The organism is Corallococcus caeni (genome assembly GCF_036245865.1).
In the GTDB taxonomy this organism is placed as follows: domain Bacteria; phylum Myxococcota; class Myxococcia; order Myxococcales; family Myxococcaceae; genus Corallococcus; species Corallococcus caeni.
In genome coordinates, this window is the sequence record NZ_BTTW01000003.1 from 57,123 (window position 1) to 69,628 (window position 12,506).

The window sequence follows — 12,506 nt, forward strand, 5'->3', positions numbered from 1 at the left end:
CGCGCCGCCGTTCCACTCAAGGAGGCCTTGTGGGTGCTGTGCGAATCGTGGGGTTGATGCTCGCGGTGGCGGGCGGGGTGCTGCTGTTCACCGGGCTCAAGGCGCGGGACTCGCTCACCGAACGCGCCACCGAGCTCATCACCGGCCGCAACACCGAGCAGACCACGCTGTACGTCGCGGGCGGCGGCGCCGCGCTCGTGGGCGGCATCCTGCTGGCCCTCTTCGGGGGAGGACGAGGCCGGCGTTAGGCCCCGTCCCCACCACCCGGACTACTTGTTGGAGGCCTGCGCGGCCTTGGCGCGCTTGGTGGCCTCGCCGAACTGCTTGGTCGCCTCGTTGGCCTGGGCCGTCAGCTCCTCGATGCGCTTGGCGTGCGCGGCGGCGCTGGCCTTGGCGGCGGCGACGCGCTCCGCGGCCTGCGGATCCACGACGGCCTTCTTGCCCTTCTCCGGCTTGGGCGGCGTCGCGGCCTCGACGGCCTCCTGCTCGGCGGCCTGCTGCAGCGCCTTCTCGTGCTCGATGTACTTGAACATCACGATGCGCTTGTTCAGGTACGTGTTGGCCGAGTCCGGGTTGAGCGCGATGACCTGGTCATACGTCTTCAACGCGAGGTCCAGCTCCGAGGGGATCGCGGGCGCGGACATGGAGCGGGCGCCACCGCGCTGCGAGTGCACCTCCGCGATCCAGCTCAGCGCGTCGGTGTCCTTCGGGTTGATCTTCAGGCACTCCTGGAAGTACTGCTCCGCCTTCTCCAGCGGGCCGTTCTTCGCGTACATCGCCGCGACGTTGCGGTAGGCCTCGGCCTTGTCCTGGGGCGTCTTCGCGAAGTCCACCAGCTTCAGCGCGGCCTGCGCGGCCTCGTCCGTCTGGCCGGCCTGCATGAGCGCGAAGGCCTTCTTCTCCCAGACCTTCTCCTGGGTCGGGTCGATCTTCAGCGACTCGTCCAGCTCCTTCACCGCCTCCGCGTAGTTCTTGTCGGCGAGGAAGTTGGTGCCCTTGATCCGGTGCTCCTTGGCCTTCTCCGCCTTCTCGTCGGCGCAGCCAAAGGACCCGCCCAGGGTCAGCAGACCCAGCATCAAACCCACGCTACCCAGCCGCTTCATGCCCAAAGCCTTTCGTGAAGTTCCAGGGGCACGTCCCAGCCAGGGCGCCCCGCGTGGCGCGGAATATACCCGAACTCGCCTCGTGAACCCCCCGTCCTGAAGGCCCGGTCCCTCCTCGGGCGGGCCTCTCCTGCGGGGCTTCAGGAGCGGGAACGCGCGAGCAGGGAGACGAGCAGGGGCGCGCCCAGGGCGGCTGTCACCACTCCCACGGGCAATTCACGCCCCGGGAGGATCAGCCGCGCCGACGCATCGCACAACGCGAGGAACGCGGCCCCCACGACCACGGAGCCCGGCAGCAGCACGCGGCGGCTCACCCCCAGCGTCCGGCGCACGAGGTGCGGGACGATGAGCTCCACGAAGGCGATGGGGCCGCACCACGCGACGCAGGCGGCGACGCCCAGCGCCCCCAGGCCAATGGCCACCGTGCGCACGCGGCGGACGGGGACGCCCTGGGACTCGGCGTGCTCCTCGCCGGCGATGAACACCTCCAGCGCGCGGGTGAGGGCGAGCAGCCCCACGACCGTGACGGCCGCGAACGGAGTGAGGAGCAGCACGCCCGAATAGCCCACCTGCGGCAGGTGGCCCAGCGACCATTGCATGGCGGCCATCAGCTCCGCGGAGTCCGCGGTGAACTGCAACCCGGTGGCGAGCGCGCCCGCCGCCATGGAGCAGGCGATGCCGGCGAGCACCACGTCGTTCATCCGCACGCGGCGGCCCGCGGCGATGGCGGCCACCACCAGGCTGACGCCGAGCGCCCCCACGAAGGCCGCGGCGGTGATGAACGGCATGCCGCCCGGAGCGAGCCGGACCCCCAGGATGATGGCCACCAGCGCGCCCAGGGTGGCGCCCGCCGTGGTGCCCACGGTGCTGGGCGCGGCCAGCGGGTTCGCGAAGAGGGACTGGTACACGGCGCCCACCAGCGACAGCGTGCCGCCCACCAGCATGGCCATCAGCGTGCGGGGCACGCGCAGCTGCCAGAAGATGAAGTCCGCCGAGTCCGGGGAGAATCCCGGACCGATGAACGGCGCCGCCGCGCACGCGGCCAGGCAGACGGCCAGCAGGAGCCAGACCTTCATGGGGTGCCTCCGCTCCGGGGCAGTCCCACGAAGACGCGGTGGCCGTCCGCGGACGTCGCGAGCATGCGCACGCCGAACAGCTCGCCCAACTGCTCCCCCAGGTCGGGGGCGTCGTGGTCCCGCTCGAACGCCACGCGGCCCTGGAACAGGCCCACGACGCGGGGCGCGCGCGTGCCGGGAGCGTGGGCGTGCGTGAGCACGTTGACGTCGTGGGTGACGCAGAGGATGCCGCGCCCCGCGCGCCAGAGGTGCCCCATGCGCGTGTACAGCTCCAGCTGGTGCGCGGGGTCCAGGAAGTTGGCGGGCTCGTCCAGCAGCACCAGCGGGGTCTCCTGCGCGAGCAGCCCCGCCACCGCCACGCGTTGCCGCTCGCCGCCGGACAGCTCCGTGATGGGCCGCGTGGCGAAGGACCCGGCGCCCACCTCCGCCAGCGCCTTGTGCGCCGCCGTCTCGGAGGCGCGGCGGGATTCGGGGAAGCGGTAGCGCGCGGCGACGACCTGCTCCAGCGCGGTGATGGGCTCCGCCGCTTCCAGCCGCTGGGGCAGCCACGCGAGCCGAGCCGCGCGCTCCCGGGGGGCGAGCCCCGACACGTCCTGTCCGTCCACGAGCGCATGGCCCGCGTCCGGCCGCAGCAGGCCCAGCGCCACGCGCAAGAGCGTGGACTTGCCCGCGCCGTTGGGCCCGACGATGGCGACGAAGTCTCCCGGGGCCACGCGCAGGGACACGCCGTCCAGCAGCGTCCGTCCCCGCGCCCGCACCGTCACCGCGTCCAGCGTGAGCCCGGCCGTCATCGCGGGGAGGGCAGGGTGCCCAGGGCGGCGTGGATCCGCTCGACGACGTCGAGGATGGCGGGCCCGGTGGACTGCACGTCGGAGCCGATGACCAGCCGCACCCGGTCCTCGCGCGCCGCGCGCAGGGCGGTGAGCTGCTTCCACGGGGCCAGGACCTGGGCCTGCTGCGCGGCGTCCAGGGCCGGCACGCTGACGAGCACCAGCACCGCGTCCGGATCCAGCGCGATGACCCCTTCCAGCGACAGGTTGGGAGGGCCGGTGCGCTCGTCGGAGACCGCGTTGCGCGCGCCAGCGGCCTCCAGCGCGGCGCCGTGCAGCGACGCGCGCTTCATGTACCAGACCTCCGACAGCGTGCCCGCGACGTCGCCCAGCACCAGCAGCACGCGGGGCGCGTCCTTCGGCGCGGAGCGGGACAGCGTGCGCTGGAGCCGCTCCGCGAGCGCCGTGGCCTGGGGCTCGCGGCCGCTCAGGCGGCCCAGCGCCTTCACGCTGTCCACCACCTCCTGGAGCGACGTCCAGGGCAGCACCTTCAGCGGCGCGAGCGCGGAGAGCGCCTCCGCCGGGGCCTGCTTCACCTGCTGATCCACGATCAGCGTCGGCCGGAGCTTCGCGATGGCCTCGAAGTTGGGGGCGAACGTGGTGCCCACCTTCGGCAGGGCGGGCGTGCCCTCGGGCAGGGCGGTGTAGTCGGACACGCCCACGAGTTGCGCGCCCGCGCCCAGGGCGAAGAGCGTCTCCGTGACGGACGGCGACAGGGAGACGATCCGCCGCGCCTGGGGCTCCGGGGCGGGGGGCGCCGGACGCTGGCAGCCCGCCGCGAGCGCGAGCACCACGCAGAGCAGGGAGGGGAGGCGGAAGAGACTCATTGGCGGGGCGACTTCTAGCACGCGGGTCGCGGGAAGCGGCGTCTGGGTTTCGCTCGGGAGGCGCGGATATCCTGGGGACTCCTCACAGGGGGAATTACCCGGACATGGCTTGGATGAATCTGTCTTCGCGCGCGCTCTGCGCCGCGGCGTTGCTTTGCGGTTCCTCGGCCCTTGCCGCGTCGCCGTTCGCGGAAGGGATGATCTCCATCACGTTGGATGACGGCTGGAGCACGCAGTACACGCTGGCGAGGCCGGCGCTGAAGTCGCGGGCCATCCCCGCCACGTACTACCTGGTCACCGACGCCGTCGCCCAAAGCTGGGGCGGCTACATGACCCTCGCGCAGGTGCAGACGCTCAAGGCGGAGGGCAACGAGATCGCCAGCCACACGCGCACGCACGCGGACCTCACCGCGCTGACGTCCGCGCAGCTGACGTCGGAGCTGCACGACTCGCGAGCGTGGTTGGAGGCGAACGTGGGGGCGGCGTGCGGCAAGGACTTCGCGTCACCCTACGGCGCGTACAACGCGACGGTGATGACGGCGCTGAAGCCGGAGTACGCGAGCCACCGCACCATCAACGCGGGCCGCAACTACCGCGACACGGTCGTCTACGAGCTGCGCGCCAACGACGTGTCGAGCGCGGTGACGGTGGCGCAGGTGAAGGGGTGGATCAACCAGGCCATCGCGGAGAAGAGCTGGCTCATCATCCTCTTCCACGAGTTCACCAGCGGCACGCCCACGCGGGAGACGCAGTACAAGACGACCAACTTCACCAGCATCCTCGGCTACGTGAAGTCGACGGGCATCCGCACCGTGACGGTGGAGGAGGGGCTGGCGCTGACGGACGGCCTCACGGAGGCGCCGCCCTCGGTGGGCACGGTCGTCTACGACGACGCGATGGGCAGCGGCTTCCAGGACTGGAGCTGGGCGACGCACGACCTGGACCAGGCCGTCACGGTGCACTCCGGGTCCACGGCGGTGGGCTTCGAGCCGGACTACTGGGAGGCGCTGATGTTCCACCACACGGGCCTGGACCTGTCGCTGTACCAGTCCGTCGACCTCTGGGTGCACGGAGGCACGACGGGAGGGCAGCAGGTGCGGCTGGCGCTCTACAACGGCGGCACGCCGCTGGGCAGCATCAACCTGGAGACGGCGCTGGGGCACCCCATCGCGGCGGGCACCTGGCAGAAGGTCTCCATCCCGCTGAGCACCCTGGGCGCGACCTCCGGCACGGTGGATGACTTCTACGTGATGGACGACTCCGGCTCGGATCAGGGCACGCTGTACGTGGACGACTTCGTGCTCGTGCCGTACTGAGCCGCGGTGCCGCACCCTGCGCGCGCCGGTGTCATCTCCGGCGCGCGCTTTCAGGCAGCCGGGGCCTACAGCTTGATCAGCTCCACGTCATCCATGTGGATGAAGTTGGAGCCGTTGTGGGCGGGCGACTTGCTGTGCAAGCCGAACTCCAGGTAGCCGTTGGTGACGGAGATGGCGGGCGTCTCCACCAGCGTGTAGTTGCCGTAGCTGCCCAGGTTGGTGATGGCCGCGGCGCAGTCGCCGCAGTTCTTCACCTGGAAGCGCGCGAAGTCGAACGTGCCTCCCTTGCGGAACCAGGCGCGCAGCTTGTAGTTGCCTGACGCCAGGCCCGACTTCGTCTGGTACGTCCACGCCTCGTAGGCCGCAGCCGACGTCCAGTGCGTCAGGTGGAAGCTGCCCGAGTGCCCGCCGTTGTACGTCTCCGAGAACGCCGCCGCCGCCGTGCCGTTCGGGCTCCAGGTGTTCCAGCCCGTCATCCCGCTCTCGAAGCCGGGGTTCGTCAACGTCAGCGGCTGCGTGGTGCCAGGCTGGTACCAGCGCACCCACTCCACCTCCATCGTCTTCTTCGCGCCCCAGGCCAGGTCGACGGAGGCCGGCGCCGGGTTGCCGTACCAGACGCCGCCCAGCGCCAGGTTCAGGATGAGGTAGTGGTTCTGCTGGAACTCCGTCTCGTTGTGGTTGAACGTCGCCGTGGACACGAAGTCCTTGTCCAGGCGGAACACCATGGTGTTCGCCGTCCACTCCACTTCATACGTGTGGAAGTCCTGGGACAGGTCCACGCCGCGGCTCGCGCCCGTGCCCCAGTCCGCGTTGCCGCCGTTGTACCAGTGCACCGCGGACTTCATCCACGTGGGCTCCGTGGACTTCCACTCCAGGATGTCGATCTCGCCCGCGCCCGGCCAACCCGCGCTCTGGATGTTCGAGCCCAGCGTCCAGAACGCCGGCCACATGCCATAGCCCGGCGGAACCTTGATGCTCGCGACAATCTTGCCGTAGCGCCCCTCCACCTTGCCCTTGGTGTGGATGCGGCCGGAATAGAACGACCGGTACTGCCCCGGGCAGTGCGAGTCCGTGGGGTTGTCCGCCGTGCGCTCCGCAGAGATGACCAGCTTGCCGTTGCCCACCGTCACGTTCTGCGCGCGCGGGAACTCCAGCTCGCCCGTGCCGAAGTTGCAGTTGTTGGTCACCGGATCCCAGTTGCTCGTCAGCGCGGTCCACGCGCCCGTGTTCAGCGCCGTGCCCGTGAAGTCGTCCTGCCACGCCAGCGACCAGCCCGCACCGGGGTCGTACGCGCGCTCGCCCTGCTGCGTCTGGCCGTAGCCCTCCGCCTCCACCGGAGCGGCGGCTTCCGGCTCCGGTGAACAGCCGGAGAGGGTGGTCAGGAGTCCTGCGGCGACGAGGCCTGCGCGAAAGGGGCGGTGCATGAATGCTCCGGGGAAAGGGGAGCATTCATATTTGCCGGTTTTGACGCGCCTTGCCAGGAAAGCCAGGAGCGACTCAGCCGAGCCACTGTGGGTTCTGGACGGTCCCGTCGAAGTGGTGGCTCGTCTTGTACTTCTCGAAGGCGCCGTCCCTGGCCGCGTCCTTCGTCTTGGCGAGCAGCGCCTGGACTTCCTTTTCGCTCAGGGGCTTGAAGGTGCGTGCGGCGGTGAGGGCCTGTTGCAGGCGCTCCTGCGAGTCGATGCCGGTGATGACGACGCTGACGGGCAGGGACAGGTTGTAGCGCAGGCACTCGGGCGCGGTGACGGTCTTGCTGTCGAGGATGAACGGGTCGCCCATGGACTTCATGGCGAGCACCCCGATGCCTTCCTTCACGAGCACGGGCAGCACGCGCTTCTCGAAGCTGTTGAAGTGGGCGTCCATCACGTTGAGGGGCATTTGCACGGTGTCGAAGCGGAAGCCGTGCTGCTTCGCCGTCTCCAGCATCTTCAGGTGGATGTCCGGGGACTTGTGCCCGGTGAAGCCCAGGAAGCGCGCCTTGCCGGCCTTCTGCGCGTCCTTCATCGCCTCGATGGCGCCGCCTTCGGCGAAGGCCTTGTCCGGATCATTGTCGCGGATGACCTCGTGGAGTTGGAGCAGGTCCACGTGGTCCGTCTGGAGGCGCCGGAGGGATTCGTCGATCTGCTTCGCCGCGGTCTTCTTGTCGCGGCCGTCGATCTTCGTCATGAGGAAGGCCTTGGCGCGGTAGCCGTCGCGCAGCGCCTTGCCCATGCGCTCCTCGCTCTTGCCGTCGTTGTAGTCCCAGCAGTTGTCCAGGAAGTTGATGCCCTGGTCCAACGCGCCGCGGATGAGCGCGAGGCTCTCCGACTGGTCCTTCTGCTTGCCGATGTGGAAGCCCCCGAGCCCCACGCAGGACACCTCCTGGCCGGTGCGGCCCAGCTTGCGGCGGGGCACGGCGGGCGCGTTCTTCGCCTTCGCGGGCGTGGCCCCCAGCACGGGCGGAGCAACCATCAGCGACAGCGTCGCGGCGAGGAATTCCTTCCGGGTCATGTCAGGGCGTCCTTCCAGAGGAGCAGGTGGCTTCTGGGAGGCCGACGTTGGGACCGCTCCGGGCCGGGGACAACGGGCGCCGGGGCCGAATGTGCAGGAGCCACCGCTGCACGGTGGGTGTGCAGGGCGGTCGGGTGCCGCATAATCGACACCCGCATGCGCATCCCCCTCCTTGTGCGGCGCGTGGGTCCGCTCCTCGCGCTGATCCTCCTGGCCGCGTGCCGCATCGAATCCGCCGCGCCGTCGGGGGGCGCCGCCGTGGCGCAGGCCTCGACCCCGTCCGGCGAGGTGTGGGTCTACACGTCGATGTACCGGCACGTGCTGGATGCGCTGGAGCCGTTGTTGAAGGAGCGGCTGCCCGGTGTGCAGGTGCACTGGTACCAGGCGGGCAGCGAGAAGGTGGCCAGCCGCCTGGAGGCGGAGCGGGCCGCGGGCGCGGTGCGCGCGGACGTGCTGATGACGTCGGATCCGTTCCTGTACGAGCGGCTGGCGAGGGAAGGCGCGTTCCTGCGCTACGCCTCCGTGAACGCGCTGCGGATCCCTCGCTCGCTGCTGGACCTGGACGCGAGGTACGCGGCGGTGCGGCTGTCCACGATGGTGCTGGTGCACCGAGTGGGCGCGGGCGAGGCGCCGAAGTCGTTCGCGGCGCTGGTGGACGGAAGCTGGAAGGGAAGGGCAGCCATCGGGGATCCGCTCACGTCGGGCACCGCGTTCACGTGGGCGGTGTTCCTGCACGCGAAGCGCGGGGAGGCCTACTTCTCGGGGCTGAGGGAGAGGGGCGCGGTGGTAGCGGGAGGCAACGCGGCGGTGCTCCAGAAGGTGGAGAGCGGCGAGGTGGACGCGGGCGTGCTGCTCCTGGAGAACGCGCTGGCGGCGAAGGCGAAGGGCAGTCCCATCGAGGTCATCTGGCCGGAGGACGGCGCGGTGGTCATCCCCGGGCCGGTGGGGCTGTTCGCCGCGACTCGAAACCCGGTGGCGGCGAAGGCCCTGGTTGACGTGCTGCTGTCACCGGAGGGCCAGCGCATCATCGTGGAGAAGGGGGACATGCACGCGGTGGATCCGCGCCTGGGCGGACCCCGCGGAGAGTCCGGTGTGGAAGGTCTGCTGGGCCGCGCGCAGGCGTGGACTCCGGAGTTGCTGGAGCAGGGCCTGCTGCACGGTGGCGACATCAAGGAAGCCTTCAGCCGGGCGTTCGCGCGATGAGCCAGGAGCGCCTGTCCAGTGTCGCGGAGACCTCCCGGCCGATGGGGCTTCAGCGGGTCCGACAGTCGGACCGGTTTCCGCTGTTCGGTTTCCCCAGAGGCCCCTGGCCGGGGGCCGCCAAACGGGTCCGACAGTCGGACCGGTTTCCGCTCCGTGGGTGGACCTGGAGCCCCCCGTCGACGGCGCATGACGAGATGCGTAATGGCCGTGGGAACTCGTCGGCCCCGGGTGGGCCGGGGCGGTTGTCCCAACTGGTCCGACAGTCGGACCAGTTCGCGTGGTGCGCCGCGGCCGGGGAGGCCCGACAGGATTCTCCCTTTCTCATCGCCGGGGACGCGCGATGAGAGGCCGGTGGCTTGCGTTGGCCGCGTGGCTCGTACCGTTGCTGCTCTTCGCGGTGGGGCCAGTCGTGGCGTTGCTGATCCGGGGCGTAGGGGCAGCGACGGGCGGGCTCGGGCACGTGCTCGCGGCGGAGTCGGGGGCGCTGGTGAACACGCTGGGCATCTCGCTGGGCGCGACGGCGTGGGCGCTGTGCCTGGGGGCTCCGCTGGCGTTCCTCCTGTTCCGCACGGACCTGCCCCTGCGCGGCGCGTTCACCGTGTTGTTCACGCTGCCTTCCGCCATCCCCGCGTTCATCTGGGGCATGGGGTGGCTGTCGCTCGCGAGCCCTCGCGCGGGGTATCTGAACCGCATGCTGGGCGCGGACGTGTTCGACCTCTATGGCGCAGCGGGCATCGCGTTCGTGGAGGGCCTGTCGGGCCTGCCGCTGGTGCTGCTCGCGGGGGCGGCGGCGCTGCGGCGCGTGGACCCCGCGCTGGAAGAGGCCGCGCGCGTGTGTGGCGCTTCGCCGCTTCGCGCCCTGCTGAACACCACCGTGCCCCTGGTGCTGCCCGCGCTGCTGTCTGGCGCGGTGATGGTGTTCCTCATGGCCGCGTCGTCCTTCGGTGTGCCGTACCTGCTGGGCGTGTCGGCGTCGCCACCCACGCGTGTCCTCACCACCCGCATCTATGAGCTGGTGCTGCTAGGCAGCGAGGAGGGCTTGCCGCGTGCATCGGTGCTCGCGTCGTTCCTCCTGCTGCTCACTCCGCTGGCGCTGGGACTGACCTGGGTGCTGGGCCGGAGTGGACGCGTGCGGTTGAGCGCGGGCAAGGGCGTGTCTCCGCGCGTGCTCGCGCTGGGGACCTGGCGGACGAGGGCGCTCATGGGGGTGGGCATGGTGGGTGGAGTGCTGGTGGTCCTGCCCCTGGCGGCCATCCTGCTGACGTCGCTGCAACGCAGCTTCGGCGCGGCGCTGTCGTGGGACACGCTCACGCTGTCGCACTGGTCCGGCGTGCTGTGGGACGCGCGCACGCTGCGGGCCACGGGGCGCAGCGTGTTGCTCGCGGCCGGGGCGGCCCTGCTGGTGGTGGGGCTGGGGCTCGCGGGTGCGCTCCTGCGGCGGGCCTTCCGTCGCGGCGGCGCGGGCGTGGAGGCCATGGCGGTGTGGCCCTTCGCGGTGCCGGGCACGGTGCTGGCGCTCGCGCTGCTGGTGGCGTTCTCACGCGACTGGCGGCTGGTGGTGTTGGATCGCTTCGCGTTCGTGCTGGCCCTGGCGCACACGCCCTGGCTGCTGCTCGTGGGCTACGCGGGCAAGTACCTGGCCCTGGGGGAGCGCAACAGCTCCGAGGCGCTGGCCCAGGTGGATCCCTCCCTCGCGGAGGCCGCGCGCGTCGGAGGTGCGGGGCCCATGCGGGCGTTCGTGGACGCGACGCTGCCGCTGCTCCGTCCCGCGCTGACGGTGGCGTTCGTGCTCGCGTTCCTCGCGTGCGCCACGGAGATCACCTTGTCCGTGCTGCTGGTGCCCGCGGGCTCCGAGGTGCTGGGCACCTTGCTGTTCGAGTTGCAGAGCTACGCGGACCCGGCCGCCGCGGCCGTGCTCGCGTGCGCGTTCGTGGCGCTGGTGGTGGCGGGACAGGCCGTGCTGGCGTGGGCTCGTCGTCGTGTACCGGAGGTGCGGTGATGGCGGCCATCGTCCTGGAGGGACTGGTCAAGGCCTACGGCGGGACGCCCGTGGTGCGCGGCCTCAGCCTGGAGGTGGGGCAGGGCGAGCTGGTGTCCCTCCTGGGCCCTTCCGGCTGCGGGAAGACGACGACGCTGCGGATGCTCGCGGGGCTGGAGCATCCGGACGTGGGCGTCATCCGGTTGGGGAGCGACGTCGTCGCCGGACCCGGCGTGCGCGTTCCGCCCGAGAAGCGCGGCCTGGGCATGGTGTTCCAGAGCTACGCCATCTGGCCGCATCGCAGCGTCGAGGCGAACGTCGCCTATCCCCTGGTGCTCCGGAAGGTGCCTCGCCACGAAGTGGCGTCCCACGTGCGCGAAGCCCTGCGGTGGGTGCGGCTGGAGGCCTATGCGGCGCGAATGCCGCATGAGCTGTCCGGCGGGCAGTTGCAGCGCGTGGCGCTCGCGCGGGCGCTGGTGGCGGGGCCTCGCGTGCTGCTGCTGGACGAGCCCCTGTCGAACCTGGACGCGGCCCTGCGCGAGGAACTGCGCGCGGAGATCGCCGCGCTTCGCGCCCGGCTGGGCACGACGCTGGTGTTCGTCACGCACGATCAAGGCGAAGCGCTGGCCCTGTCGGATCGCATCGCCGTGATGAACCGGGGCGTCATCGAACAGGTGGACACTCCGGAACGGCTGTACCGGGAACCCGCCACGCCGTTCGTCGCGGGCTTTGTTGGGGGCGCGAACGTGCTGCGCGGTGAGGTCCGCGCGGGCGCCTTCCACTGCTCGGGGACGGACACCGCGTTCGAGCTGCCCAGCGATGCGAAGGGCGGACCGGGGACGCTGGTGGTCCGCCCGGAGGACCTGGAGCTGGGGGACACCGGCACGCCGCTGGTGCTCTCCGCGCGCCTGTTCCTGGGCCATGCGGCGGAGTACCGCTTCCCGGTGGGGGACGCGTTCCTTCGCGTCATCGGACCGGCGCTGGAAGGCGTGCGCGCAGGACAGACGCTCCGGGTGCGCGTGCGCAAGGCCACCGTTTTCGACGCGGGCGCTTGAGGCTCAGTACAGCGAGGTCTTCAACCGGCCCGGCAGCTCGCGGTCGTACTCCCCGCCGTTGATGGTGCCCTGGCTCAGCGCTTGGAGGATGGCGCCGTTGCTGGGCAGTTCCGCTCGCGCGACGTGGCGGGCCGGGTCCCAGAGCCCGGAGCGGATCAGCGCCCGGCTGCACTGGAAGAAGACCGTCTCCACGGTGATGCGCAGGACCGAGCGCGGCAGCTTCCCCTCGAAGGGGAAGCGCTCCAGCATCGACGGCTCGATGACGATGCTCGCGCGGCCGTTGACGCGCAGGGTCTCGTTGACGCCGGGCACGAAGAACAGCAGCGCGACGCGCGGATCCGCCAGGATGTTCCGCAGCGAGTCGATGCGGTTGTTGCCCCGCCGGTCGGGCAGCAGCAGCGTGTGCGCGTCCTCGATGACCACGAAGCCGGCGGGGTCCCCTCGCGGCGAGGCATCCAGCCCTCCAGGGCCGGACGTGGCCAGCACCATGAACGGCGAGCGTTCGATGAAGGGCCGGTACGCAGGGTGGAGGTGGTCCACCTCCTTGAGCACCGACGACTGCCCGACGGCCCCGTACAGGCGTTCAAGCGTCTCCACGTCCTTCACGGTCTGCATGGCGCCACCTCCA

12 protein-coding genes are annotated in these 12,506 nt (G+C 70.9%); 5 read left to right on the forward strand and 7 right to left on the reverse strand.

The genetic code is table 11. The features are described from left to right. The first annotated feature begins 29 nt into the window (after window positions 1-29). Entirely contained in the window at window positions 30-248 is a 219-nt protein-coding gene (locus AABA78_RS14515) for a DUF3185 family protein (protein WP_171415907.1), read from the forward strand. A gap of 21 nt (window positions 249-269) precedes the next feature. On the opposite strand, the gene AABA78_RS14520 is transcribed toward AABA78_RS14515, so the two are convergent. The 4 genes from AABA78_RS14520 to AABA78_RS14535 all read right to left on the reverse strand — a co-directional run bounded on the left by AABA78_RS14520 (window position 270) and on the right by AABA78_RS14535 (window position 3,836). Beyond that, window positions 270-1,103 carry a tetratricopeptide repeat protein gene (locus tag AABA78_RS14520; protein ID WP_338263666.1) on the reverse strand — a complete coding sequence of 278 codons (834 nt, stop codon included), beginning with the start codon at window positions 1,101-1,103 and terminating at the stop codon, window positions 270-272. Window positions 1,104-1,243: 140 nt separating this feature from the next. Further along, window positions 1,244-2,179, reverse strand: coding sequence for a FecCD family ABC transporter permease (locus AABA78_RS14525; protein WP_338263669.1), 936 nt, complete (start codon window positions 2,177-2,179; stop codon window positions 1,244-1,246). Further along, window positions 2,176-2,970, reverse strand: a complete 795-nt coding sequence (locus AABA78_RS14530; protein WP_338263671.1) for an ABC transporter ATP-binding protein — start codon at window positions 2,968-2,970, stop codon at window positions 2,176-2,178. Before AABA78_RS14530 ends, AABA78_RS14525 begins: the two co-directional genes overlap by 4 nt. Then, window positions 2,967-3,836 carry an ABC transporter substrate-binding protein gene (locus tag AABA78_RS14535; RefSeq protein ID WP_338263672.1) on the reverse strand — a complete coding sequence of 290 codons (870 nt, stop codon included), beginning with the start codon at window positions 3,834-3,836 and terminating at the stop codon, window positions 2,967-2,969. Before AABA78_RS14535 ends, AABA78_RS14530 begins: the two co-directional genes overlap by 4 nt. Window positions 3,837-3,940: 104 nt before the next feature. Here AABA78_RS14535 and AABA78_RS14540 point away from each other — a divergent pair, with 104 nt between their 5' ends. Continuing rightward, window positions 3,941-5,152: a polysaccharide deacetylase family protein gene (locus tag AABA78_RS14540; protein ID WP_338263673.1), complete on the forward strand. Its 1,212-nt coding sequence runs from the start codon at window positions 3,941-3,943 to the stop codon at window positions 5,150-5,152. 65 nt (window positions 5,153-5,217) lie between these two features. Here AABA78_RS14540 and AABA78_RS14545 read toward each other — a convergent pair whose 3' ends face one another. Both AABA78_RS14545 and AABA78_RS14550 read right to left on the reverse strand, forming a co-directional pair. Beyond that, a complete protein-coding gene (locus AABA78_RS14545; protein WP_338263674.1) occupies window positions 5,218-6,576 on the reverse strand; it encodes a glycoside hydrolase family 16 protein in 1,359 nt (452 codons plus the stop codon). A gap of 73 nt (window positions 6,577-6,649) precedes the next feature. Next, complete coding sequence (locus tag AABA78_RS14550) at window positions 6,650-7,642, reverse strand: aldo/keto reductase (RefSeq protein ID WP_338263676.1); 993 nt, start codon at window positions 7,640-7,642, stop codon at window positions 6,650-6,652. Window positions 7,643-7,798: 156 nt separating this feature from the next. Here AABA78_RS14550 and AABA78_RS14555 point away from each other — a divergent pair, with 156 nt between their 5' ends. From AABA78_RS14555 to AABA78_RS14565, 3 genes are all read left to right on the forward strand, one after another. Continuing rightward, window positions 7,799-8,845: an ABC transporter substrate-binding protein gene (locus AABA78_RS14555; RefSeq protein WP_338263677.1), complete on the forward strand. Its 1,047-nt coding sequence runs from the start codon at window positions 7,799-7,801 to the stop codon at window positions 8,843-8,845. Window positions 8,846-9,185: 340 nt separating this feature from the next. Beyond that, window positions 9,186-10,844 carry an ABC transporter permease gene (locus tag AABA78_RS14560; RefSeq protein ID WP_338263679.1) on the forward strand — a complete coding sequence of 553 codons (1,659 nt, stop codon included), beginning with the start codon at window positions 9,186-9,188 and terminating at the stop codon, window positions 10,842-10,844. Next, entirely contained in the window at window positions 10,844-11,878 is a 1,035-nt protein-coding gene (locus AABA78_RS14565) for an ABC transporter ATP-binding protein (protein ID WP_338263681.1), read from the forward strand. Before AABA78_RS14560 ends, AABA78_RS14565 begins: the two co-directional genes overlap by 1 nt. Before the next feature lie 3 nt (window positions 11,879-11,881). On the opposite strand, the gene AABA78_RS14570 is transcribed toward AABA78_RS14565, so the two are convergent. Then, window positions 11,882-12,493, reverse strand: coding sequence for a pyridoxamine 5'-phosphate oxidase family protein (locus AABA78_RS14570; protein WP_338263682.1), 612 nt, complete (start codon window positions 12,491-12,493; stop codon window positions 11,882-11,884). Between the last annotated feature and the right edge of the window lie 13 nt (window positions 12,494-12,506).